This window comes from Gordonia otitidis NBRC 100426 (assembly GCF_000248075.1).
GTDB lineage: Bacteria > Actinomycetota > Actinomycetes > Mycobacteriales > Mycobacteriaceae > Gordonia > Gordonia otitidis.
This window is the reverse complement of the sequence record NZ_BAFB01000240.1, coordinates 1-21,681: the sequence shown is the minus strand read 5'-3', so window position 1 is coordinate 21,681 and position 21,681 is coordinate 1. Positions and strand designations below refer to the sequence as shown.

The window sequence follows — 21,681 nt, the reverse complement described above, 5'->3', positions numbered from 1 at the left end:
GTGACGTGACCGGTGGCACAATGGTGCCCATGCGCTCTATCTGGAAGGGCGATCTCAGCTTTGGCCTGGTCAACGTGCCCGTCAAGGTGTATTCGGCGACGGAGAGTCACGACCGCAAGTCGTACCAGGTCGACTCGTCCGACGGTGCGCGCATCCGCTACCGCAGGGTGCGCGAGGGAACCGACACCGAGGTCGACTATTCCGATATCGCCAATGCCTACGAGACCGACAGCGGCGACTCGGTGATCTTGACGAAAGAAGATCTCGCCTCGCTGCCGGTGCAGAAGAGTCCGGAGATCTCGATCGTCGAATTCGTTCCCGTCGATCAGGTCGATCCGATCTACTTCGACAAGCCGTACTACCTGGAGCCGTCGTCGAAGTCTCCCAAGGCATACGTGCTCCTGGCGAAGGCATTGCAGGAGACCGATCGCCTGGCGATCGCGTCCTTCACGCTGCGTAACCGCACACGCATGGCTGCGCTGCGGGTCATCGAACCCGGTGTCATGACCCTGCAGACACTGCTCTGGCCCGACGAAGTGCGCAAGCCCGATTTCGACTTCCTCGGCGAGGACGTGCAGATCCGCGACCAGGAACTGAAGATGGCGTCGTCGCTCATCGACTCGATGGCCACCGACTACGACCCGGAGGAATTCTCCGACACCTATCAGGACGAGCTGTCGAAGTTGATCGAGGCGAAAGCCGAAGGCGGTGAGGCATTCCCGGAGGCAGAGGAAAAGGAGACCGCCGACGAGGACTCCGACGTCGCCGACCTGCTGGCCGCACTGCGTGCCTCGGTGAAGGACAGTTCCACGGTGAAGGACAGTTCCACGGCGAAAGACAGTTCCACGGCGAAAGACAGCGCCACGGCGAAGAGCAGCGCTACTCCCCGAAAGGCGCCCGCGAAGAAGACGGCTGCGAAGAAGGAACCGGCCAAGAAGGCTGCAGCGAAGAAGGAGCCGGCCAAGAAGACCGCAGCCAAGAAGACGACACGAAAGCGAGCGGCGAGTTGACGGATCCGAGCACGCCCGACCCGAGCACAACTGACTCGAGCACAACCGACGGAGTTCTCGATCTGCTCATCGTCGGCGCGGGCCTGTCGGGGATCGACGCCGCCTACCGTGTCACCGAACGCAATCCAGGTCTGCGCTATCGGATCGTCGAGCAGCGTGAACGCATCGGCGGGACCTGGGACCTGTTCCGCTATCCGGGCGTGCGCTCCGACTCCGACATCTTCACGTTGAGCTTTCCGTTCCGCCCGTGGCAGGGGAGCAAGACCATGGCGTCGGGTGCGGAGATCCGTGACTACCTCGAAGAGACGGCCCGTGAGACGGGGGTGCTCGATCAGATCGACTTCGGCATCACCGTCACCGCTGCCGACTTCGACACCGCGTCGGACACCTGGACCGTGACCACCCGCGTGGGTGACGACACACGCACCTACACAACCCGATTCCTCTACCTGTGTACCGGTTACTACCGATACGACGAGGCGTACACCCCCGATTTCGCCGGCACCGAAGACTTCTCCGGGACCATCGTGCACCCCCAGTTCTGGCCGGCGGATCTCGACTACACGGGCAAGAACGTCGTCGTGATCGGTAGCGGTGCAACGGCTGTCACCCTGATCCCGAGCATGGCCGATCGCGCAGGTCATGTGACGATGCTGCAGCGTTCGCCGACGTACCTGTTCCCGGTGGGCTGGCAGGAACCGACGACGCCGTGGATCCAGCGACTGTTGCCCAGGCAGTGGGCGCACGACGTGATCCGCTATCGCAATGCGCTCGTCACGCTGTCGATCTACCTCTTCGCACGCCGATTTCCGCGAGCGTCGCGAAAGCTGCTGCGGCAGATCGCGATACGAAACCTCCCGAAGGGCTACGACGTCGACACACACTTCCGCCCTCGGTACGAGCCATGGGACGAGAGATTGTGCATCATCCCAGACGCCGACTTCTACAAGGCGCTCGGCACCGGGCACGCCCAGGTCGTGACCGACCAGATCGACCGCTTCACGCCCGGTGGGATCAAGCTGGTGTCGGGCACCGAGCTGCCCGCCGACATCATCGTCACCGCAACCGGACTCGAACTGCTCGCGTTCGGCGGGGCGCGGCTGTCGATCGACGGCGTCGAATTCAAACCACACGAGAAGTTCGCGTATCGCGGTTACATGCTCAGCGACGTCCCGAATCTGGCGTGGTCGATCGGGTACACCAATGCATCGTGGACATTGCGGGTCGATCTCACCAGCAAGGCCGTCGGCGATCTCATCGCCTATATGCGGGAACACGGCTACACGTCGGCAGCACCGACGATCGGTTCGGCAACCCTGCCCGAGCACATGTTGTTCGCGCTGGACTCAGGTTATGTCCGCCGCGGGGCCGTCGCGCTGCCCAAGTCGTCGAATCAGGCGCCCTGGCAGGTCAGACACAACCTGGTGCTCGACGCCATCGACTCTCGTCGCTATGAGGTGACCGAGGCGATGGAGTTTCACACGGTCGCGGACTCGGCGCCGACGAAAACCGCTGGCTGACACGCTGCCGGAGGCGGCATCATCGTGGGGTGAGTTCTACGATCGTCGAGTCGAAGCTGCCGCGCGCTCTGCGCCCGCTGGCCGGTGCGCAGTTCCGGCGCCTGGTCATCGGGCTGATACTCGCGTTGTTCTCGGACGGGGTCTGGGCCATCGCGCTGGTGTGGCAGATCATCGCACTGGGCGGTGGTCCCACTCAGGTCGCGTGGGCCTCGGGGGTCTCTGCGGTCGGCATGGTGGTCTCGACCCTCGCGGGCGGAGTTCTCGCCGACCGGGTATCGCAACGGTCGATCATCGTGTCACTCGAGGTCGTCAAGATGCTGGTGTTCGGGGCCGTCGGCGTGCTGTCGATGCTCGGTCTGCTCACCTTGTCCATGATGGCGCTCGCCGCGCTGCTCGGCGGCGTCACCACCGGCATGTACTACCCGGCGTACTCCGCACTGTTGCCGCGCATCGTCTCGGCGTCGGAGTTGCAGGCAGCCAACGGCATCGAGGGATTCGCCCGTCCCGTCGTCTTCCAGGCGATCGGACCGATGGTGGCGGGCCTGATCGTGTCTGCCGCTGCCCCCGGGCCCGCCGTTGTGGTCGCTGCTCTTGCGAGTATCGGTTCCGGGGCGTGCTACCTCGCGATGAAGCCGCTTCCGCGACGTCCAGAAGTGCTGCGGGGCAACCCCGTTCGAGCGGTCATCGCCGATCTCGCGGAGGGGTTCGGCTACGTTCTGCGCACGCCGTGGCTGTGGGCGACCTTGTTCTTCGCGACGCTGTTGGTGCTGGCGACCATGGGTCCGATCGAGGTACTCGTGCCATTCGCATTGCGTGAGCGCGTGCATGGCGGTGCCGGCGACCATGCGCTGGTGCTCGCCGCGTACGGGGTGGGAGCTGCGATCGGATCGGCGTACTTCGCGTCGATCCGGATGCCGCGGCGCTACCTCACCGTCATGTTCGTCATCTGGGGACTGTCGAGTCTGTCGCTGGTCGTGATGGGCGTCGCCGAACACACGTGGCTGTTCATCGTCGCCGGCGCGCTGCTGGGATTCGGGTTCGACGCCCCGTCAGTGCTCTGGGGCACCCTGCTGCAGCGTCGGGTACCGCCAGAGTTGTTGGGACGGGTGGCGAGCCTCGACTTCTTCGTCGCCGTCGTCCTGATGCCCGTGTCGATGGCGATCGCCGCTCCGCTGAGCAATGTCATCGGTCTCACCGCGGTGTTCGTGATCGGCGGCATCCTTCCCGTTCCCGTGGCCATCGCCTTTTACGTCGCGGCGCGACTCTGGCACGACGAGATCGAGCATCCGCTCGACGACGCCGTGGTGGTGAAACCGGCCGCCGCCTAGCGATCGGTGACAATGGTCGACATGCGCGAGATCGTGACCCTGGCAGGCGTTGCCACCTGGCGGACACCCGTGATCGCCTGGCAGGGACTCCGCGCACAGCGGAGTGTCGTGCGATTGCCGCAGGCCGACGGCGATGTCGGCACTGTCGGAGACCCCTCCGACCCGAGCTGTCTGCGGGTGGTCGTCCTCGGCGACAGCCTCGCAGGTGGCGTCGGTGTAGGCCACCATCTCGACACCCTCGCAGGCGGTGTCGCCACGCGGCTCGCGGCAGGCCGACACGTGCCGGTGCAGTGGCTGGTGGCGGCACGGACAGGATTCACCGCGGGCCAGGCGCTCACGCTGATCGACGACGCAGCGCTGGCGCAGGCCGATGTGGTGATCATCTCGGTGGGTGCCAACGACGTGAAGAACATGCACACGGCGCGCCGATGGCGCGACGATCTGACAGCTCTGCTCGCCGCTGTGTGCGCAGGATCGAGCCGGGCTGAGATCGTCCTGCTGCCCGTGCCGATGTTGCAGATGTGCCCGGCATTGCCCGCTTCGCTCGCTCGGGTGCTGGGTGCACGTGCCGCCGCCTTCGATCAGGTCGCCGACGGCGTGGTCGCCCGATTCCCGCGAGTCCGCAGGTTCACCCGCTTCGCCCCTCCGGGCGACGACCTGTTCGCCGCCGACGGATTCCATCCCTCGGCGGCGTTCCACGCGATCTACGCCGAGCAGATCTGCGCCGCACTGAAGCCCCCGCGCGACGGCGCATCCACGCTCCGCTGACCCCGTCCGCGAGACGCAGCAGGCCCGGGTGACTGGGGTCCGCAGACACCGAGATGTTCTCAGCGGGGGATGTTCTCAGAAGGGGATATTCTCAGAAGGGCCAGACCAGCGGCACCATGAAGATCGCCACGGCGCCGAAGAGCGCGATGCACGGAAGTCCGAGCCTCCAGTAGTCGCCGAAGCGATAACCACCGGGGCCCTGGACCATCAGATTGCCCGCGGTCGCAACGGGAGTGAGGAACGAGGCGGCCCCCGCCACCGTGATGGCCATCATCATCGGCAGCACCGAGATGTCGGCCGTGTGGGAGACGGTCACCGCGATCGGTGCCACCACCAGCACGGTGGCGAGGTTGCTGATGAACTGCCCCAACACCAGGACGGTGATCACGATCGCGGCCAGCAGCAGTAGCGGGCTGCCTCCGCCGAGCGTGTCGACCATCCATGTCGAGATCCGCTGCGCCAAACCACTCGTCTGGATCGCGATCGACATCGGCACCATCCCGCCGACCACGATCAGGGTCTGCAGCGAGATCGAGCGCTCGGCCTGCGGCACCGTGATCACGTTCATCGCCACGAGTGCCGCCGCTGCGCACAGGACGACGATGGCCGGGGGTGCCACGTCGAGTGCCAGGGACACGCACATGATCACCAGCACGGCCGACGAGATCCACGCGCGGGCTCCGAGATGCCCCGTCTGCCGTCGGATCAGATCCGGCTCGTTGACGCTGAGGATTCCACCCCCGGTCACCTTGGTCTGCAGGTCATCCCATGTTCCGTGTAGCAGGAGGACGTCGCCGACCTCGAGGTGTGCGTGGTCGAGAAGCTTGCCGTTGCGGTGCACGGCCGTGATGATCAGGTCGCCGTCCTCGGTGAACATACCCGGATACACCTCGTCACCGAGGAACGGTGACCGGGGAGGGATGACAACCTCGATGATGCCGTTGTCCTCGTCGACGTCGTGCTTCGATCCCGACAGCTGATACTCGGCGGCGATCGTCTGTGCATAGCGACTCAGATCGTGGGTGGCGTTGGCAGGCCACCGCTCGGGGAGCAGTCGTGGACCCAGGGTCACACAGATCAGCACGACGCCCACCAGCAGGGGTACACCGACGATCGCGAACTCGAAGAATCCGAATGCCCGCGCCCCGTTCTCCTCGGCCAACTCCGAAACCAGCACGTTGATCGGGGTACCGAGCAGCGTCAGCATCGACCCGGCGTGCGCGGCGAAGGCAAGCGGGATCAGCATGCGCGAGGGTGCCTGTCCGATGCGCGCGGCGAGAAGCACCGCCACCGGAATCAGCGCGGCGACTGCTCCGTTCGGAGTGATGAACGCTGCGAGCAGAGCGGAGAGCACCATCACGGCACTCATGATCGCCGCGGGTTTCTGACCCACCCATCGAGTGAGCACCGCACCGGCCCAGGCGGTCACCCCCGACGCGTCGAGCGCCTCACTGACGACGAACAGTCCGGCGAGATAGATGACGAGCGGGTCGCCGAAACCCGAAATCGCTTCGCCGAAGTCGACGACGCCGGTGGCGAACAATGCGATCGTCACGCCGAGCGCGACGATCGCGGGCGACACCCTGTTCCAGATGAACACGACGATCGCCACGAGCAGGATGACGACGGTGGCGACTTCTGGGTTCAGCGTCATCGACGCGCACCTTCCTTGCTCTGTGTCGGACCGTCCGCGACCGTGGTGTGCATCAGTCGAGGATTCCGATGCCCTGCCCGAAGAAGTAAGCGCTCAGCACGACGAGGACAACGATCGAGATCGTGGTCATGTTGTGGCTCAACCAGTCTCGGAATCGAGCGAGAGTCGGTGCCGCGCGCTCGCCGCCGAGGACTGCGAGGACGAGGGGAACGATGACCCCGGATGCGGCGACGAGTGCGAACACGAGAAGCCCGACGACGAGTTGTGCGGTGTCGAGGTCTGCCTCCCCGAGCCGCGCTCCCGCAGCGACTGCCAGGGGTATGTTCTTGATGACGATCACTCCCTGTGCGACGCCCATCGCCAGGGCGCCCCACACGCTGAGTCCGTCGAGTCGGTCGAGGATGCTCGGCTTCTCCTCGTCGCCCTCCTTCGGGCGCTTCCTCCAGGCGACCATCGCGAGGACGGCGAACAGCACCGCGATGACCAGCAAGAGGATGTCGACCCCGTCCGTGGTCGCCTCGGGCGCATCATCGTCGGCGACGTCGACGATCGCCGCCGCGATCGCGGTGATCACCAGCAGCACGACGAACCAGCCGACACCGAACAGTGCTGTCTTGAGCCGTCCACGACTGCCGAGCAGAAGCATGACCGCGGTCGCGAGCGCCACGGGACTGAGCGCCAAACCCACGGCCAACGGCAGCGTGTCTCCTATTGCTGACCACATGCGTGGGCGCTCCTCTCCGGGTCGGACGGCCGATCAGTTGTACGGCACGACGATAGTGGCAAGGGCTAGGCTGCGTGCAGTGGCGCCTTCGGCGCTGTGTGCAGTGGCGTCGTCGACGCTGCGCGCAGGTGATGCCTGCCTGCTGCGTCACAGCCTGCGGCGCAACCGAACTCCCGAGAGGATCCGAGTCACACCGATGATCACCCCGTTCGCACTGACCGATATCACCGTCCTGACAGGCGACGCACACGGAACCGTTCACGAGAACTGGACGGTCGTCGTCGACGCCTCCGGAACGATCGAACACGCCGGTCCGTCCGGCAGTATCGAACTCGGCAGTCGCGCGGTGGTCGACGGAAAAGGAAAGTTCGTGATCCCCGGGCTGATCAACGCGCACGCGCACCTGTTCTCCGACGGCAAACCGCTCGCGCCGTTGCTCACCGGGCCCCGCACCAAACATCTCGTCGCGAAGGTTCTGCATTCACCCGCGGGCAGGTGGCTGACCACCAGGCGCACGAAGGCCAATGCGATCAATCAACTCCACAGCGGTGTCACCACGATCCGCAGCGTCGGCGACGTGCGCTACGAGGTGATGGCCGTCCGTGACGCCATCGAGCGAGGCGACTATCTCGGCCCGACGATCCTGCCCTCGGGTCCGCTGCTGGCGATCACCGACGGTCACGGTGCGCCGCAGATCTCGCTCACCAGTGACACACCCGCGCAGGCGCGGCACAACACCCTCGAGAATCTTCGACGCGGAGCACAGACCATCAAGATCTCCGCGACCGCGGGCGTGACCGACGCGAAAGAAGTCGGCTACGCGGGCAAGCCGGAGATGTCGGAGCAGGCGATGCGCGCGGTGTGCGAGGAGGCGCACGCGGTCGGGGTGATCGTCGCGGCGCACGCGCAGAGTGAAGAAGGGGTTCTCTCGGCGCTTCGCGCGGGCGTCGACACGATCGAGCACGGCAGTCAGATGTCGGACGCGGTCGTCGAGTTGTTCCTCGACAACCCGAACTCGCTGCGCGGATACAGCGCGATGATCCCCACCGTGCAGGCGTGTCTGCCCCTCGTCGAGCTCGACCAGTCGGTGAGTGGCGCCACCGACGTCGTCAGGGAGAACGCCAAGCTCGTGCTCGACGAGATGGTGTCGGGAATCGCGACCTGCGTCGAGCACGGCATCGCGATGGGCGTCGGCAACGACTCCGCGGTCAGTTACGTCACGCACTCCAACTTCTGGCGCGAACTCGACTTCCTGGTGCGTTACACGGATCTCGACACGAGAGGGGTGCTGCACGCGACGACGGCGGTCAACGCCGCCATCCTCGGGATCGATTCCGTGACAGGCTCGATCGAGCCGGGAAAATCGGCCGATCTCGTTGTGTTGGAAGACGATCCGCTCGAGTCGTTTCGGAATCTCGAATCGCCGTGGATGGTCGTCGTCCGCGGCGAACGCATCGACCATCCGCAGATCACACGCATTCCGGAGATCGACGAGCAACTCGACACGCTCTGACACCGGGCCACGCGCCGGGCTACGCAGGGGGCAGCAGGTGCTCCCGCGCGCCGTCGGCGATCATCTCGGTGAGTGTGCGTAGCAGCGACGACCCGAGCGTCCAGTACTGCCAGTACAGTGGCACGTCGACGTAGAGGTCGGTCAGGGTGACCACCCGGCCATTCTCGAGCGCATCGGTCACCTGGGCCAGCGGTACTGCGCCCCAACCCATCCCGGACTCGATGGCCCTGTGGTATTCGGTCGACGCCGGGATGTAGACGGCAGGCGGATCGAGTACCTCACCCGACATCATCGCCAACACCCTGCGCTGCAACTCGTCGTTGCGGTCGAACTGGACCATGGGCGCTTTCGCGAGCGCGGAATCGTCGACCCCGCGGGGCATCCAGAGATCGAGGAACTCGGGAGTCGCAACCGGCAGATAGCGCATGGTCCCCAGCGCCCGGAGGGTGGTGCCACGGATGGCGAGCGGGTCGGAGGTGATGGCGCCCATCACCTCGCCGGTCACCAACCGCGAGCTGTTGACCGCCTCGTCGTCGCGGATCACCTCGACGGCGACGGGATTCTCGCGGTGAAAGCGTGCGAGTACCGGTAGGAGCCAGGTGGCCAACGAGTCGGCATTCGCCGCGATGGGCAGGTGCACACGCGGCCGATCCACCAACGGTGCGGCCGCGACGTCGTCGAGATCACCGGAGAGGCCGAGATCGCCGGAGAGTTCGAGTTGGGCCTCGCGACTGAGCAGGTCCCACTGCTTTGCCATACGCGCGAGGACCTCGCCGTCGCGGGTCGGCGTGATCGGCTTGGTCCTTCGGACAAGGATGCGGCCGACGGAGACCTCGAGTGCCTTGATCCGCTGGCTCACCGCCGACGGAGTGATGTGCAGTTGCTCCGCCGCGGCGTCGAACGTGCCGGCGTCGAGCACCGCCGACAACGTCCGGAGCGCGTCTGATCCCAAATCCACATAAGACACTCTAATGATTCATCAGAAACATTCGCTGTACTTGTCGATAGTGGACTCGTACGTTCGTGGCATGACGACGTATCTGCTCGCGGCCATTGCGGGACTCCTGACCGGCGCCGGCCTGATCGTGGCCGTCGGCCCGCAGAACATCTTCGTGCTCCAGCAGGGTGTGCGTCGTGCGCACGTGAACCCCGTGATCGCGGTGTGCGCGCTCTCGGATGTGGTGCTGATCGTTGCGGGAGTGGCGGGTCTCGGCGCGTTGGTGTCGGCGCATCCCACGGTGGTCACGGTCGCGAAGATCGCAGGTGGGACATACGTGGTGATTCTCGGGCTGCTTGCCGCACGACGATGCCTACGGTCAAGCGAGGCGATCACGGCCAACCCCGACGAGGTACGGACAGCCTCGCGGTGGGTGGCGATCGGCACCGCGCTCGCGCTGACCTGGCTCAATCCGCACGTCTACCTCGACACGGTGCTCACCATGGGCGCGATCGCCAACAGTCACGGAAATGGCAAGTGGGCCTTCGCGATCGGCGCGAGCATGGCAAGCGTTGTGTGGTTCACGCTGATCGGCCGCGGTGGCCGCAGGCTTGCGCCGGTGTTCGCCAGGCCGCGTGCGTGGAGGGTGCTCGACGGAGTCGTTGCGGTCATCATGGTGGGAATGGGTGCCGCACTGCTTGTTTCGGCGTGACGTGTTGTTTCGGCGTGACGTCGTATCAGACCAACCTGTGCCGGTACGCATAGGACACCACGGCCGCCCGATCGCGACACCCCGTCTTGGCGAGGATGTGATTGATGTGGGTTTTGACGGTGCTCACACCGACCACCAGTCGTCGGGCGATCTGCTGGTTCGACAACCCTTCGGCGATCAGCGCGACCACCTCGGTCTCCCGGTCGGTGAGGCCGTCGGGAGTCTCGGTGGCTGATCCGGACTCGTCGCTGCGGTCCGCTGATCGGGAAAGCAGTGCGCGCATGGCCTTTTCGTCGAGAAGGGATCTGCCGGTGGCCGCGGAGACCAGCGCGGCTTCGATGGCGTCGGGGTCGGCGTCCTTGTTCAAGAAGCCGACGGCCCCGGCGTCGAGTGCTTCGACGATGGTGACGTTGTCGTCGTAGGTGGTCAGCGCGACTGCGCGCGTGGAGGATCCCGACGCGACGAGTCGTCGAATCCCCTCAATGCCACCGATTCCCGGCATCCGGAGATCCGTGAGTAGGACGTCGGGCGACTGTCCGGCAACGAGTGCGAGTGCCTCCTCTGCCGACGCCGCGACTCCGACGACGTCGAGGGAATCGAACAATGCGAGCATTGATCGCAGTCCCTCTCGCACGACGGTCTGGTCGTCGGCGATCACCACCCGTACCGTCATGTGCCCACCCGTCCCGTGTCCATCGGCCCGGTTTCCGAGCGTCCTGTACCCATGTGCATGCTGAGCTCGAAACCCGCTGCGGTCGAACCGTAGTGCAGCGTCCCGCCGGCTGCGGAGACCCGCTCGGCCAGACCGGTCAATCCGCGCCCACCGCTCGCGTGGCCGCGATCGACGAACCGCGTCGGATCACCGATCGATGTCACTTGCACCACGTCCTTCGTGAGCACGATACGTACCGGGGCTCCTGCGGCGTGACGCATCGAATTGGTCAGACCCTCCATCAGCACCGACCGCGCCAGATCACGCCAGCGCGGAGCGAGATCCTCTACGTCGCCGGACACCATGACGTCGAGGCCTGCTCCCGAACGCAGCTGTCTCAGGGTCTTGGCGAGCCACGGCGCGAGGGCTTCCGGCTGGTCGGACATCGAGTCGTCACGCAGCGATTCGACGGCGGCTCTCGCTTCGCCGAGCCCGTCACGCGCGAGTGTCGTTGCGGTGCGCAGCGTGTCGGTCAGTTCCGCCGAGGACGATTCGCGCTGCGCCATCAGGGTGGCGCCCTGCAGCGTGATGATCAGGCCGGAAAGCGTGTGTGCGAGGACGTCGTGCAGTTGCGCCGAGATCTCGCGCTGCTGATCGGCGACGGCGGTTCGTGCGCGTTCCGCCGCAATGATCTCGCGCTGGCTCGCCGCGAGTTCGGCGGCCTCACGCTGGCGGCGACGGAGTTGGACGAAGACGAATACCGCAGCGGCACTTGCCATGTTGATGCAGACAGCCCAGGCGTTGTGTGTCTGCAACCACATCAACAGTCCCAGCGTGGCCACCGAGGGCAGTGCGATGAGTGCCGAGACGAGTGCCGGGGTCTGCGACATCGCCGCGCCGGCAACTCCGACGTAGGGCAGCCAGACGGTCGCACCGCCATGGAACGCGCACGCTGCGACGACCGACGCCGCCATCAGCGAGGTGGCGTGCAGTGTGGAGACCTGGGTGCCCCAGCTCTGTGCGTTCCTGTCGCGCAGTACGGAACGCACCAACAGCGCCACCACGACGCAGACGGCTACCCAGCCGACCACAGCTGCCCAGAGCGGCTGTCCGCCGGTATCGGCGACGGCCGACACGACGACCGCGGCAGCGACGATCCCGCGGATCAGCAAGCGATCCGTCGAAACCGGATCTCGGGTTGTTGACACATCGCCACCGTAATCTCGGGCGGGGCGATCGGTGGGGACGAGTCGTGGCAATCCACCCGATCTCCACCCCGGTTCCACCCTCGGGTTGATGTGTCGCGGGCTCCGCGCGCCGATGCTCGAAGCATGAACATCGCAAGCACAGCGCTCATCGCCGTTCTCGTATTCGCCCTCATCCTGTACCGCCAGACACGGGAGCGGCCGCTCAAGGACAACTTGTTCAAGTTGCCGCTCATCATCGGGATCATCGGGGTTTTCGAGACCGTGCAGTACCTCGGCGGAGGTCACCATGTCACCGTCGGTGCGGTGGTCGCGGTTCTCGTCGGCTTCGTCGTCGCGGCGATTCTGGCCGTGCCGCGAGCCCACAGCATGCAGGTCTATCGCAATCCGGCCGGGGTGATGGTCCGCAAGGGAGGTGCGCTCACCGTCGTGCTGTGGGTCGTCGCGATCGCGGCACACGTCGGGATCAGCCTGGTGGTTCCCGCCTTCTTCGGGGACGGTCTGCAGCACGGCATGAGCGGACTCGACGGCGCGAGCATCATGATCTACCTGGCGATCAGCCTCGGCGTGCAGGCACTCGTCACGAGCGGCAAGGTCGCAGACCATCATCGGACGCACAGCGCCATGACGCGGTGAGCGACGTTCAGCTCTGCCCCGCCGGGACGGCCTCTCGCGTCTCGGCGGGTCCGTCGTCGATCGGGATCTTGCGGATCTCGGTGCCCTCGATGTCGACGTTGGGCAGGATGCGATTCAGCCAGCGCGGGATCTTCCATGCCCAGTCGCCCATCATCGCGATCACCGCGGGCACGACGGCCATCCGGATGATGAATGCGTCGAAGAAGACCGCTGCGGCCAGCGCGAAACCCATCTCCTTGGCGATGGTGTCGGGTGCGAGCATGAACGCCGAGAACACCGAGATCATGATGACCGCGGCAGACGCGACCACGCGCGCCCCGTGCTGGTAGCCGACGATCACCGAGTCCTTCGCCGACAGACCGTGCACGTACTCCTCGCGCATTCGTGTCACCAGGAACACCTGGTAATCCATGGCGAGTCCGAACACGACGCCGATCAGGAAGATCGGCAGGAACGAGATGATCGGCTTCGTGTGATCGATCAGCCCGAGGTGGCCCTCCTGGAAGATCCAGACCGTCGCACCGAACGTCGCGCACACGGAGAACAGGAACCCGATGGTCGCGGTCAGCGGCACCAGCAACGAACGGAACACGATGGTCAGAATGACGAAGGCGAGACCGACCACCACGATCAGGAATGGCAGGAGCGCACTGCTGAGCTTGCTGGAGATGTCGGACATGATGGCCGTCTGGCCCCCCACGTTGACTGTCGCGCCACCGGGTTTCGACGACCCGTAGTCGCGGATCTGATCCATCAGGGTGTGCGTCTCCGGGCCCGACGGGGACTTCTGAGGTGTCACCGAGATCAGCGCAGCCGTCGCTCCCTGGCGGGGATTCTGGGGGTTGCTGCCGTTGCCCACCCAGACGACCTGCTCCGGGTTGGCCACATTCGGGAGCGTCTTCACATGAGCGACAACCGCATCGGCAGCGGGTGCGATGTCGCCGCCCGACGCGTCGCTGACGACGACGAGCAGCGGACCGTTCACACCCTCACCGAAGCCGCGTTCGAGCAGTTTCGTTGCCGCGTACTCCTTGTCACCGGTGGAGTCCATGCCGAGCTGCATGTTCGACATCGGGATCGCGGCGAGACCGAGCAGCACGAGGCCCACGAGTGCAACCGGGAGCGGGAATCGAGTGATGAAGCGTGCGACCCGTAGGCCGTTCGACGGTTGGGAATCGGGCTCGTCGCCGTGACGCAGCCCGGGGATGCGGGGACTGAACGCGAACCTGCCGAATGCGCCGAGCAGTGCGGGGATCAACGTGATGGCGCCGAGCACGGCGACGATGACCGCAAGACCGGCCGAGATACCCATCTGCGTGATGAACGGGATCCCCACGACGCTCAGCGCACACACTGCGACAACGACCGTCAGACCCGCGAATACCACTGCCGACCCGGCGGTGCCGACGGCTCGGCCCGCGGCGGCTTCCCTGGACCCGCCGAGATTCAGCTCGGATCGGTAGCGGGACACGATGAACAACGCGTAGTCGATCGAGACCGCGATTCCGAGCATGGTGATGATCGTGGTGGCGCTCTGCTGGACGTCGAAGATCTTGGCGCTCAACGTGACGAGCAGCATGGTGATGCCCACGCCGAAGATGCCGGTGATGATCGGGATGAAGGCGGCCACGATGGATGCGAACGCGATGATCATGACGATGAACGCGATCACGAAGCCCAACAGTTCCGACACTCCGCCCTGTTGGAAGACCTGCATCAACGATCCGGTGCCCTCGACCTGCAGCCCGTTGCCGCGGAACTCGGCGAGAAGATCCTCGAACCGGGTCATGTCGTCGTTGGTCAGTTCGTTGGCACGGATGTCCTGCTTGATCTGGATCAGTCCGACCTTGCCGTTGTCGCCGAGGACCTTCGGTGCGATGGCGGGATTCGCCTTCGCCGCGGTCACCGGGTTGACGACGGTCTGCGGCTCGATGACCTTGGGCAGCGTGCGCGCTTTGGCGACCAGCGCGTCGATCTGGCCCATGTGGTTCTCGAGTCCGTCGTCGGCGGCGACGAGGATCGACGTCGACGACTTCAGCAACTGGTCGTTGGCGGCTGGGAAGTCCTCCTTCATCACCGACATCGCGCGATCGGAGTCGGTGCCGGGCAATTCGAAGTTGGTCGCGAATGTCGGCTTCAAGAACCCGACCAGTCCACCGAGGACGATCAGGACGACGACCCACGCGCTGATGACCATCCACTTGTGGCGAAACGCGGCGCGTCCGAGCTTGTACAACCAGATAGCCATGTGATCCCTTTGATCTCCCGACCGGTCGCCCGCCAGAGTAGCGAGGGTCGCGCTTGGGCGTCGGCTGTGATCACGGCCATGACCGGTGGTCGGGTTCTGTGAGGCGGGTCATACGCTGAGGGGTATGCCGTCACCACTCTCCGGTCGCGCCCGTCAGAACGACATCTATTCAGCGGGAATCCACGGTCGCACACCTGTGGTGCCGACCGACTTCGACGAGTTGGAACGACGCGCCCGCGAGAAGATGTCCGCGCGCGCCTGGGCGTACATCGCGGGTGGAGCGGGTGGCGGTCGCACCATGGCCGCGAACCGCGCAGCGCTCGATCGCCGCGCCATCGTGCCGCGAGTGCTGCGTGATGTCTCGGAGCGAACGCTGGAGGTCGAACTCTTCGGTGACCGACTGCCCGCGCCGGTCCTGTTCGCTCCCGTCGGAGCGGGCGACCTCGTCGCGCGCGGCGCCGACCGGATGATCGGCCATGCGGCCGCCGAGTTGGGATTGCCCTACATCTTCTCCAATCAAGGTGGTGTGCCCATGGAAGAGGTCGCCGCGGAGATGGATCGCGTCCGGCCCGGCGCACCTCGATGGTTCCAGCTCTACTGGTCGACCGACGACGACCTCGTCGACAGCCTGCTGCAGCGCGCGGAACGCGTCGGGGCGTCGGCCGTCGCGGTCACTCTCGACACGACGATGCTCGGCTGGCGTCCGCGCGATCTCAATCTCGGGTCACTGCCGTTCGCCCGCGCGGAGGGGATCGCCCAGTACACCTCGGATCCCCGGTTCGGTGAGATCGTCGCCGAGCGAGCCGCGGTGGCGGGCGACGATCGCCGAGAGATCTCGGTCGGCGCATTGCGCACCCTGATCTCCATCGCCAGGAACACTCCGGGAGCATTGCTGCGCAACATCATCCGACCGGAGCCCCGCGTCGGCGTGCAGACCTTCCTCGACATCTATTCGCGACCCTCGTTGAGTTGGGCGCAGATCGAGGGTCTCCGCGAGCGAACGTCCCTGCCGATCGTGCTCAAGGGTGTGTTGCATCCCGACGACGCGCGTCGCGCCGTCGACACGGGCGTCGACGGGATCATCGTCTCCAACCACGGGGGACGTCAGATCGACGGCGCGATCAGTTCGATCGACGCGCTCGCTGCCATCGGCCCGGCGGTTGATAACCGGATCGCCGTGCTGATCGACTCGGGAATCTATTCGGGCGCAGATGTTTTCAAGGCGCTCGCGCTCGGCGCGGATGCGGTGTGTATCGGACGACCGCACATGTACGGACTCGCGCTCGCGGGTGCGGACGGCGCCCGCGACGCGGTCGCCAACATCGTCGCCGAACTCGACCTGACACTCGGTCTCGCCGGACACACGCGCGTCGACGACCTCACACCCGAGGCTCTCGCGACCGTCGGGTGAGCGCCCGGACGATGTCAGACCAGCGGTCTGCCGGTCCGGACGCGGCGCCGTACGTCGGCGAGTAGAAGGTTGAACGGGAACTGCTGCAACGGTTTCGGTAGATGATGTAGATGACGCACCGTATGACGAACGATGACGTTGTGCACGTCGAACACCGTCTGCTGCCACGGCGCGAGCTCGACACCCATCTTGTCGCGAAAGTCGTCGGGGAGGAACCCGACCGTCATGATGTACGACCACCAGCCCCCGATGCGGGCGACGATCGGTCCCGCGAACTCCATGCGCGCTATCGCGAGCAGATGCTCCCGGATCGGAGGATCGATCACCAGTGTTGAAAGTGTGTCCTGCCAGTAGGTTTCGAAGTCGGCGCGGGTAGCGGGCCACATGTGTGGCGGCACCTGCAGGGTGGTGCCCATGACCGCGCCCGCTCGGTAGGTCTCCTCGGAGATGATCGACGGATCGCCGTAGACGTGCTGGACATCCTCCCAGCCCTTGTACAGGCATGCGGCCACCCAGAGTTGCAGACTCGGGTCGAACGCGTTGTACGACACGGGACTCTGCGGTGTCGAGTGAACCCTGGCGTGTGCCCGACCGACGGCGCGCCGATACGCCTGACGGTCGGACGGTGATCCCATCGCGGCGACGGCAAGGTAGCTCAACGTCGTTCGCGTGCGTTTGACCGGATGTTTGAACAGATTGCCGGAGTCCACGCGGCTCTCGTACACGCCGTAGCCGACCGCTGGGAGCGCGAGTTGCATGATCACGTTCGCAGGACCGGCGAGCGCAGCGGCGCCGAGCATGACCAGGTCGGAACTGTCGATCTCGTCGCGCCCGCGACTGTCGTCCACTCGTCGGTCCTGCCCATGCTGGTTATCCACGGCGTTCGGGCGGGTGTCGGGCACCGGCATCGCGGCGGCTCCTATCTGGTAACGACTGTTTCCTGATTCAACGCCCGACCCGTCACGGATGTCAAGATGGACGACGTGAGCGACGTGAGCGAGGGACTTCGCACCTATAGCGGGGTCAAGGGTGACGAACGGGTGGCGCGCCGCCGTATCGCCCTGATGGACGCAGCCCTGCAGTTGCTCGGCGGGCAGCCGCCTCAGTCTGTGACGGTTCGGGGCGTGTGCGGCGCGACGTCGCTCAACCCGCGATATTTCTACGAGAGCTTTGACTCGATCGATGCCCTGGTGGCTGCGACCTACGACCGCGTGATCGACGAGATCTCGCGCGACGCACTGTCCGCATTCAGCACGGGTTCGGGCGTCGCTGACAAGGTCCGCGCTGCCGTCGCGGCGATCATCGCGATCATCGACTCCGACCGTCGGAAGGGGCGACTGCTGTTCTCGCCGATGCTCACCAGCCCTGTGCTGGCCGACAAGCGCCGGGATTCCACCGCCGTCTTCGCGTCGATCACCCTCGAGGCCACATCCGCGGCACTCGAGACGCCACCCGGCCCATGGGTCATGGGAGCCGCCCAGTTCCAGGTGGGCGGGCTGGCACGACTGTTGTCGGCGTGGCTCGACGACGATGTCCCGATGGGCCCCGACGAGGTGGTCGATCTGGGCGTCGCGTTGATGATGTCGCTGGTGCCTGCGGTGACACGAAGTGGATGAGGATATGTTGGATGCCATGAGTAGCGGCGTCGACGATGCGGAAGTGGGGGAGCAGACGGGGCGCTGGCGTGATTTCGGCGAGCCCGAGTTGCCCGTTCCACTCGCTGCGGCGCTGGCCGCATTCGCTGAGCACGGCTACCACGGCACGTCGGTGCGCGAGATCGCCGCACGGGCAAACCTGTCCGTTCCCGGGCTCTATCACCACTATCCGTCGAAGCAATCGCTGCTGCAGGGGCTGCTCGAGAGGACGATGACCGATCTCCTCACCCGCTCCGAAGAGGCTGTCACCGAGGCCGGTCCCGAGCCTGTCGACCAATTCGACGCAGTCGTCGAATCGCTTCTCCGCTTCCACATGTATCGCCGTGAGCAGGCGTTCGTCGGATCGACCGAGATCCGCAGCCTCGACAGCAGCTACAAGCAGACCTACATCGGGTTACGCGACCGTCAACAGCGGATGGTCGACGAGATCGTCTTCGCCGGAGTCGACGCCGGCGACTTTCGTACCAGGTATCCCAAGGATGCCGCGCGCGCTGTCACGACGATCTGCGTCGGTGTCTCGACATGGTTCAAGCCCGACGGCGAACTGGGCCCCGACGAGCTGATCGCACGCAATCTGGATCTCTCGAGGGCCACCGTCGGATACGTTGAGCGCTGAGGTCGTACTCGGTTGATCGGTTGACCCGGGCAGCGTCCTTCTGGCACTCTGGGGTCGCCGAACGAACGCTCGGTCGGCGCGTGTTGATCGACTCACCGGGATTCGGCGAGTCCCGGCGACAATTTCGAGTACGGAGACCTGATGGCAGTGCAACTGAGCTACTCGTCCGACGTGACGGACCTCGTCAAGAAGACAACCGCATTCATCGCCGACGTCGTGCTGCCGATCGAGAACGCGAACGACGGGGACATCACCGCGGCGGGCGGCGACGATCTACGGCGCGACCTGAACGAGAAGGCCAAGCAGTTGGGCATCTTCGCACCACATGCGCCTGTCGAGTTCGGCGGTCACGGACTCTCGATGTCGGATCGGGTTCCGGTCTTCGAAGCCGGTGGCTATTCGACGTTCGGTCCCGCAGCTCTGCACATCGGGGCACCGGACGAGGGCAACGTGCACATGCTGGCCCACATCGCAGACGACGAGCAGAAGCTCAAATACCTTGCGCCGTTGGCCAGTGGTGACGTCCGCTCCGCGTTCGCGATGACCGAACCGGCGCCAGGAGCTGGCTCGGACCCCAACCAACTGCGCACCGCGGCGACCAAGGTCGATGGCGGCTGGAAGATCAACGGCGAGAAGCGGTTCATCACGGGAGCCGACGGGGCCGGCTTCTACATCATCATGGCGCGTACCGCCGGAGCGCCCGGCGACCGTGGCGGCGCGACGATGTTCCTCGCTCCGGGCGACACCCCCGGTATCGAGGTCACGAGACACATCCACACCACCGACCGGGCGATGATCGGCGGCCACTGCGAGGTCCGCTTCACCGACGTCTTTGTCCCCGACGCCGACGTGCTCGGCGAGGTCGACCAGGGCTACCGATACGCCCAGGTGCGATTGGGCCCCGCGCGTATGACACACGTCATGCGCTGGCTCGGGATCGCCGTACGCTGCCACGACATCGCCGTCGAGTACGTCGCCCAACGCAACGGATTCGGCGGGACACTCGGCGACCTCGGCATGACCCAACAGATGGTCGCCGACAACGAGATCGATCTCGCGGCGTCGCGCGCACTCCTGGTCAAGGCCTGTTACGAACTCGACGAAGGTCACCATGCGTCGTCGGAGACATCAATCGCGAAAACGTTTGCTGCCGAAGCATACTCACGTATCGTCGATCGTTCCATCCAGATGTGCGGGGGGCTCGGTGTCTCCGACGACCTGCCACTCGCACGACTACAGCGAGAACTCCGACCGTTCCGGATCTACGACGGGCCGTCCGAAGTGCACCGCTGGGCCATCGCGCGCAGGGCGATAGGACGTGCGCGCAAACGTCAGGCCTCCTCGGATGCCGGGGAGCACGCATGAGCACCGTCGAATCCGTTCTGAATCCCGTTACGCTGCAGCGGTTCCTGGTGGACACTGGAGTCGACGTTGCCGGGCCGCTCGACGTCGAGTTGATCAGTGGCGGGAAGTCGAATCTCACCTTCATGGTCAGTGACGGTGTGCATCGTTGGGTCGCCAGACGGCCCCCGACCGGCGGGCTGACGCCGTCGGCGCATGACATGGGGCGCGAGTGGGCGGTGACGTCTGCGCTCGCGCGTACCGACGTCCCGGTTGCGGCACCGGTGGCGTTCGACTCCGACGGCTCGGTACTCGGGGCGCCGTGCACCATTGTCGAATTCGTCGACGGAACGGTGATACGCACAGGCGACGACCTGTCCGCATTGTCCGACGACGAGGTGGCGCGCAATGCCGACGGCTTGATCTCGACACTGGCTGCGTTGCACGGCGTCGACTACGAGGCGGTCGGGCTCGGAGAGTTCGGCAGGCCGGCAGGTTTCGCGGGTAGGCAGGTGAAGTTGTGGGCTCGGCAGTGGTCGCATGTGCGCAGTCGTGACCTGCCCGATGTCGACACACTCGTCGAGGCGCTTGGTGCGCGCGTGCCGGAGCATGCGCGCGCGACGATCGTCCACGGCGACTACCGCGTCGACAACACCATTCTCGCCGCTGATGACCCGGGAACCGTTGCCGCGGTGGTGGACTGGGAGATGTCGACGCTCGGCGATCCGATCACCGACGTTGCGCTCATGTGTGTGTACAGGACGCCCGTGTTCGACAGGGTGCTCGGGTTCGACGGTGCGTGGACGAGTGATAGATACCCGTCCGCCGACGACATGGCTCAGCGCTACGCGGCACTGACCGGAAACGACCTCGGCGACTGGCCGTTCTATCTCGGGTTGGCGAATCTCAAACTGGGCGTGATTGCGGAGGGTATCAGCCATCGCGCCCGCGCAGGCGCGGCGTCGGAGGGCGCCGAGCACGCCGGGGAGGCAACCGGAGAGTTCATCGCCGCCGGACTCGCAGCACTCAAGTAGCAACTGACTGTCGACTTCCGGAGTACATCTGCTCTGGCTCGGTCGGCCGTGTCAGAACGGTGGTGGTCCTGCGACGTCGGCGTAGGGTTTGTCGGCGTTGCGGGTGAGGCGGCGTTGGCGGTTGCGGTGGCGTTCGGCGCGGCGGCGGGCGTGTTTGTTCGCCGCGCGTGTTCGGTGGCGCGGGTTGGTCTCGGGTGGCTTGATTCGACGCGGTGGCGGGTCGCCGGTGGTTGGTGGGGTGAACCGGAGTCGGCGTAGTCCGGGAAAGGCGTCTTCGAAGGTTTCGGCGTCGCCGGGGATGACGAAGCCTTCGGGGGTGATGTATTCGGTGACCAGCCGGCCGGTGGCGGGGTCGCGGTATTGGTCATCGATCCAGTTGCCGAATGTTTTCTGGATGTGCCCGTATCGGCATTTGGTGTTGAGGTTCTCATAGCTGGTGTGCCCACCGGCCTCGGGGTTGTGGTGGTCGTATTCGGTGACGTGGTCGTTGTCGGCGGTCCATGCCGAATGGGCGCAGCCGGGGTCGGCGCAGTAGCCGTCGCGGCAGCGCACCGCCTCATCCAAGGCGGTGGACGGGCGGTAGGGGTCGGTGCCGTGTGCGGGCAGGGTGTAGGTGCCGTCGGCGTTCTCGGGAGTGTTTGTCGGTACCACCCGGCGGGTCACCGTGTCCGGGCGGGCGGCGATGTCGCGGACGTGTTCGGCGGAGATGATGGGGGG

The 21,681-nt window shown here is 65.6% G+C and carries 19 protein-coding genes and 1 pseudogene; 12 read left to right on the top strand and 8 right to left on the bottom strand.

Going from position 1 to position 21,681, the window contains the following annotated elements; translation table 11 throughout:
- Positions 1–29: 29 nt before the first annotated feature.
- Genes ku through GOOTI_RS22965 form a run of 4 tightly spaced genes read left to right on the top strand, consistent with a single transcriptional unit; the run spans position 30 to position 4,626 of the window.
- A complete protein-coding gene (ku, locus tag GOOTI_RS22980) occupies positions 30–1,010 on the top strand; it encodes a non-homologous end joining protein Ku (RefSeq protein ID WP_444542612.1) in 981 nt (326 codons plus the stop codon).
- The gene (locus GOOTI_RS22975; RefSeq protein WP_007240998.1) at positions 1,007–2,530 is read left to right on the top strand and encodes a flavin-containing monooxygenase; all 1,524 of its coding nucleotides are present in this window, start codon (positions 1,007–1,009) and stop codon (positions 2,528–2,530) included. Before ku ends, GOOTI_RS22975 begins: the two co-directional genes overlap by 4 nt.
- A gap of 29 nt (positions 2,531–2,559) precedes the next feature.
- Positions 2,560–3,858, top strand: a complete 1,299-nt coding sequence (locus tag GOOTI_RS22970; RefSeq protein WP_007240997.1) for an MFS transporter — start codon at positions 2,560–2,562, stop codon at positions 3,856–3,858.
- A gap of 21 nt (positions 3,859–3,879) precedes the next feature.
- Complete coding sequence (locus GOOTI_RS22965; RefSeq protein ID WP_227923291.1) at positions 3,880–4,626, top strand: SGNH/GDSL hydrolase family protein; 747 nt, start codon at positions 3,880–3,882, stop codon at positions 4,624–4,626.
- A 91-nt stretch (positions 4,627–4,717) separates the two neighbouring features.
- On the opposite strand, the gene GOOTI_RS22960 is transcribed toward GOOTI_RS22965, so the two are convergent.
- Both GOOTI_RS22960 and GOOTI_RS22955 read right to left on the bottom strand, forming a co-directional pair.
- The gene (locus tag GOOTI_RS22960; RefSeq protein ID WP_007240995.1) at positions 4,718–6,280 is read right to left on the bottom strand and encodes an SLC13 family permease; all 1,563 of its coding nucleotides are present in this window, start codon (positions 6,278–6,280) and stop codon (positions 4,718–4,720) included.
- A gap of 52 nt (positions 6,281–6,332) precedes the next feature.
- Positions 6,333–7,004, bottom strand: a complete 672-nt coding sequence (locus GOOTI_RS22955; protein WP_005177982.1) for a GAP family protein — start codon at positions 7,002–7,004, stop codon at positions 6,333–6,335.
- A 79-nt stretch (positions 7,005–7,083) separates the two neighbouring features.
- Between GOOTI_RS22955 and GOOTI_RS22950 the strand changes: the two genes are divergently transcribed.
- On the top strand, positions 7,084–8,517 hold the full coding sequence (locus GOOTI_RS22950; protein ID WP_233425564.1) for a metal-dependent hydrolase family protein: 1,434 nt from the start codon (positions 7,084–7,086) through the stop codon (positions 8,515–8,517).
- Between the two features lie 19 nt (positions 8,518–8,536).
- Here GOOTI_RS22950 and GOOTI_RS22945 read toward each other — a convergent pair whose 3' ends face one another.
- On the bottom strand, positions 8,537–9,475 hold the full coding sequence (locus GOOTI_RS22945; RefSeq protein ID WP_174299174.1) for a LysR family transcriptional regulator ArgP: 939 nt from the start codon (positions 9,473–9,475) through the stop codon (positions 8,537–8,539).
- Positions 9,476–9,545: 70 nt separating this feature from the next.
- Between GOOTI_RS22945 and GOOTI_RS22940 the strand changes: the two genes are divergently transcribed.
- Positions 9,546–10,166: a LysE/ArgO family amino acid transporter gene (locus GOOTI_RS22940; protein WP_039994602.1), complete on the top strand. Its 621-nt coding sequence runs from the start codon at positions 9,546–9,548 to the stop codon at positions 10,164–10,166.
- 25 nt (positions 10,167–10,191) lie between these two features.
- Here the strand turns inward: GOOTI_RS22940 and GOOTI_RS22935 are convergent, their stop codons facing one another.
- Both GOOTI_RS22935 and GOOTI_RS22930 read right to left on the bottom strand, forming a co-directional pair.
- The gene (locus GOOTI_RS22935; RefSeq protein ID WP_007240991.1) at positions 10,192–10,839 is read right to left on the bottom strand and encodes a response regulator; all 648 of its coding nucleotides are present in this window, start codon (positions 10,837–10,839) and stop codon (positions 10,192–10,194) included.
- Positions 10,836–12,026, bottom strand: coding sequence for a sensor histidine kinase (locus GOOTI_RS22930; RefSeq protein ID WP_039994599.1), 1,191 nt, complete (start codon positions 12,024–12,026; stop codon positions 10,836–10,838). The genes GOOTI_RS22935 and GOOTI_RS22930 overlap by 4 nt, the downstream gene beginning before the upstream one ends.
- A gap of 123 nt (positions 12,027–12,149) precedes the next feature.
- On the opposite strand from GOOTI_RS22930, the gene GOOTI_RS22925 reads away from it, so the two are divergent.
- Complete coding sequence (locus GOOTI_RS22925) at positions 12,150–12,659, top strand: hypothetical protein (RefSeq protein ID WP_007240989.1); 510 nt, start codon at positions 12,150–12,152, stop codon at positions 12,657–12,659.
- Between the two features lie 7 nt (positions 12,660–12,666).
- Here GOOTI_RS22925 and GOOTI_RS22920 read toward each other — a convergent pair whose 3' ends face one another.
- Positions 12,667–14,907 carry an MMPL family transporter gene (locus GOOTI_RS22920; protein WP_007240988.1) on the bottom strand — a complete coding sequence of 747 codons (2,241 nt, stop codon included), beginning with the start codon at positions 14,905–14,907 and terminating at the stop codon, positions 12,667–12,669.
- A 124-nt stretch (positions 14,908–15,031) separates the two neighbouring features.
- On the opposite strand from GOOTI_RS22920, the gene GOOTI_RS22915 reads away from it, so the two are divergent.
- Positions 15,032–16,318, top strand: coding sequence for an alpha-hydroxy-acid oxidizing protein (locus tag GOOTI_RS22915; RefSeq protein WP_007240987.1), 1,287 nt, complete (start codon positions 15,032–15,034; stop codon positions 16,316–16,318).
- A gap of 14 nt (positions 16,319–16,332) precedes the next feature.
- Here the strand turns inward: GOOTI_RS22915 and GOOTI_RS22910 are convergent, their stop codons facing one another.
- Entirely contained in the window at positions 16,333–17,226 is an 894-nt protein-coding gene (locus GOOTI_RS22910) for an oxygenase MpaB family protein (RefSeq protein WP_007240986.1), read from the bottom strand.
- Between the two features lie 66 nt (positions 17,227–17,292).
- Between GOOTI_RS22910 and GOOTI_RS22905 the strand changes: the two genes are divergently transcribed.
- The 4 genes from GOOTI_RS22905 (at position 17,293) to GOOTI_RS22890 (ending at position 20,964) form a co-directional block, all read left to right on the top strand.
- Positions 17,293–17,934, top strand: a complete 642-nt coding sequence (locus GOOTI_RS22905) for a TetR/AcrR family transcriptional regulator (protein ID WP_007240985.1) — start codon at positions 17,293–17,295, stop codon at positions 17,932–17,934.
- Between the two features lie 4 nt (positions 17,935–17,938).
- Complete coding sequence (locus GOOTI_RS22900) at positions 17,939–18,589, top strand: TetR/AcrR family transcriptional regulator (RefSeq protein ID WP_007240984.1); 651 nt, start codon at positions 17,939–17,941, stop codon at positions 18,587–18,589.
- Positions 18,590–18,730: 141 nt separating this feature from the next.
- Positions 18,731–19,954 (top strand): acyl-CoA dehydrogenase family protein, encoded by a 1,224-nt coding sequence (locus GOOTI_RS22895; protein WP_007240983.1) that lies wholly within the window; start codon positions 18,731–18,733, stop codon positions 19,952–19,954.
- On the top strand, positions 19,951–20,964 hold the full coding sequence (locus GOOTI_RS22890) for a phosphotransferase family protein (protein WP_007240982.1): 1,014 nt from the start codon (positions 19,951–19,953) through the stop codon (positions 20,962–20,964). The genes GOOTI_RS22895 and GOOTI_RS22890 overlap by 4 nt, the downstream gene beginning before the upstream one ends.
- Before the next feature lie 51 nt (positions 20,965–21,015).
- On the opposite strand, the pseudogene GOOTI_RS22885 reads toward GOOTI_RS22890, so the two are convergent.
- Positions 21,016–21,681: pseudogene (locus GOOTI_RS22885) on the bottom strand (DUF222 domain-containing protein); the annotation flags it as partial.

What these genes read in the sequence shown, in the direction of transcription:
- ku (WP_444542612.1), top strand. Translation starts at nt 30, where the DNA reads ATGCGCTCTATCTGGAAGGGCGATCTCAGCTTTGGCCTGGTCAACGTG.
- GOOTI_RS22965 (WP_227923291.1), top strand. Translation starts at nt 3,880, where the DNA reads ATGCGCGAGATCGTGACCCTGGCAGGCGTTGCCACCTGGCGGACACCC.
- GOOTI_RS22960 (WP_007240995.1), bottom strand. Translation starts at nt 6,280, where the DNA reads ATGACGCTGAACCCAGAAGTCGCCACCGTCGTCATCCTGCTCGTGGCG.
- GOOTI_RS22955 (WP_005177982.1), bottom strand. Translation starts at nt 7,004, where the DNA reads ATGTGGTCAGCAATAGGAGACACGCTGCCGTTGGCCGTGGGTTTGGCG.
- GOOTI_RS22940 (WP_039994602.1), top strand. Translation starts at nt 9,546, where the DNA reads ATGACGACGTATCTGCTCGCGGCCATTGCGGGACTCCTGACCGGCGCC.
- GOOTI_RS22935 (WP_007240991.1), bottom strand. Translation starts at nt 10,839, where the DNA reads ATGACGGTACGGGTGGTGATCGCCGACGACCAGACCGTCGTGCGAGAG.
- GOOTI_RS22925 (WP_007240989.1), top strand. Translation starts at nt 12,150, where the DNA reads ATGAACATCGCAAGCACAGCGCTCATCGCCGTTCTCGTATTCGCCCTC.
- GOOTI_RS22920 (WP_007240988.1), bottom strand. Translation starts at nt 14,907, where the DNA reads ATGGCTATCTGGTTGTACAAGCTCGGACGCGCCGCGTTTCGCCACAAG.
- GOOTI_RS22915 (WP_007240987.1), top strand. Translation starts at nt 15,032, where the DNA reads ATGCCGTCACCACTCTCCGGTCGCGCCCGTCAGAACGACATCTATTCA.
- GOOTI_RS22910 (WP_007240986.1), bottom strand. Translation starts at nt 17,226, where the DNA reads ATGCCGGTGCCCGACACCCGCCCGAACGCCGTGGATAACCAGCATGGG.
- GOOTI_RS22905 (WP_007240985.1), top strand. Translation starts at nt 17,293, where the DNA reads ATGGACGACGTGAGCGACGTGAGCGAGGGACTTCGCACCTATAGCGGG.
- GOOTI_RS22900 (WP_007240984.1), top strand. Translation starts at nt 17,939, where the DNA reads ATGTTGGATGCCATGAGTAGCGGCGTCGACGATGCGGAAGTGGGGGAG.
- GOOTI_RS22895 (WP_007240983.1), top strand. Translation starts at nt 18,731, where the DNA reads ATGGCAGTGCAACTGAGCTACTCGTCCGACGTGACGGACCTCGTCAAG.
- GOOTI_RS22890 (WP_007240982.1), top strand. Translation starts at nt 19,951, where the DNA reads ATGAGCACCGTCGAATCCGTTCTGAATCCCGTTACGCTGCAGCGGTTC.